Source organism: Mesorhizobium sp. P2_B5 (assembly GCF_056404775.1).
Map to the genome: position 1 here is coordinate 1 of NZ_JBFUDJ010000029.1, position 1596 is coordinate 1596.

2 protein-coding genes are annotated in these 1596 nt (G+C 58.1%); both read right to left on the reverse strand.

Annotation, left to right across the window (positions count from 1 at the left end; translation table 11 throughout):
- Positions 1 to 438: 438 nt before the first annotated feature.
- Positions 439 to 750: a type II toxin-antitoxin system RelE/ParE family toxin gene (locus AC1D1N_RS32310; RefSeq protein ID WP_436261481.1), complete on the reverse strand. Its 312-nt coding sequence runs from the start codon at positions 748 to 750 to the stop codon at positions 439 to 441.
- A 3-nt stretch (positions 751 to 753) separates the two neighbouring features.
- The gene (locus AC1D1N_RS32315) at positions 754 to 1020 is read right to left on the reverse strand and encodes a type II toxin-antitoxin system ParD family antitoxin (RefSeq protein ID WP_436261482.1); all 267 of its coding nucleotides are present in this window, start codon (positions 1018 to 1020) and stop codon (positions 754 to 756) included.
- Positions 1021 to 1596 lie beyond the last annotated feature (576 nt).

Below are 1596 nucleotides of genomic sequence, written 5' to 3' on the forward strand. Positions count from 1 at the left end.
CTCTGCCGCCCACGTTTCTCTTTCTTCAATATTCAATTTTCAAAGAACAGACCCCGCAGACGCGAGGTCGTGGCCCGTTACGCTTGTGGCTTCGGGGCCGTCCGAGTGTCGCTTACGCGGCTCTCTTGAATTTCACAAGGGCTTATTCAGAAGCAAACTGCTTCGCCGCCTGCGGCGCACCGCCCTCGTTCGTGAGGCGTATATAGTCGCCACCCACTCAAACTGTCAACACCGATCACTCATGTTTTTTCGATTTCTCGCAGAGATATCCACGGGGCTGAAATTCGTGAGTTGGCTTGGCTGAAATTATGAGTGGTGTTCCGCGGTCGGTCACTTCTACGAAGCTCCCATCCCTCGGCGGCGGCGGCGTGCCATCGGCTTGAAAATCGTCTGCTCTGCCCGGTGAATGTCGACCACAGCGCCAGCCTGAGCAGTGCTTCAGAGCCGATCTTCCAGCAATTCCGCCGTGATGTTTCGACCGGCGAAAAAGATGCCCAGGATCAGGACCTTCTCGGCCTCGACCGCAAACGCAATGCTGACGGCGCGGCGGTAGCCGATGATGCGCAGACCAGGCATGATCTCGACCCGCTCCGTGCCGCGCTGTGGAAAAGTCGACAGGCCGAGGCAATGGTCGCGGATGCTGGCGATGAAATTCCAGGCGATCGCCGGCGACGCACGGTCGGCTATGTCATCATAGAGCTGTTCGAGTTCAGCTTCCGCCTTAGGGTGGAAGACAATGCGATACTCCATTGCCTACTTGGCTTTCGCCTGCTTCGCGCGATGCCGGGCCTCGAGCCGCGAAAAAACCGTCTCGGCAGGGATAGCCTTCGCCGGATCCCGCTGGAGCTCGGTCAGGCGCGCGGGGATTTCCTCGCGCAGCCATCTTTCCCGCTCCGCCTCGAAATCCTCGAGCATACGCAAGCCGGCGCGAACAACCTCACTGGCATTGTTGTAGCGGCCTGATTCGAGCTGCTTCCTGATGAAGCTCTCATAGTGGTCGTTCAGTGCGTAGTTGGGCATGGCAACCTCCTGAAGAGATTATGGTGCGAATAAGGGTCAGTAGCAATAGATAGCAATAATTAGCAGCGAGTGCGCGCATGGCCATGCTTCGTTTGCAACGATCTGCTGGCGGTAGAATGATTCGTCACCTGGCTCTGCAGCATCGAAATGCTGCCCATCACGATCGCGCCGGCATGGATCGAAGATTCACGCCTGGATCATCTGCCGCCATTCTCGTCGCAAGCAAAAGTGGCGGTTGCTGCGTCGGGCAAAGCCCGGAGCTACAGGGGTCACCGACAAGGAAGCTGGGCGCCGGAAGAATTGGCTTGGGGAACGGGAGAGGCTTTGTGTCCGGCTGCCGCATACAAAAAGGCCCGCACGGGGCGGGCTTTTGTATTTGGTTGCGGGGACAGGATTTGGCTTTTCTGTCCCGCGGCGTCGGCTTCGCCTCCTTGCAGGCCCCTGATGCAGGTTAAAACCGGCCGGCCACCACAGCAAAATACAAAAAGGCCCGCACGAGGCGGGCTTTTTGTATTTGGTTGCGGGGACAGGATTTGAACCTGTGACCTTCAGGTTATGAGCCTGACGAGCTACCGG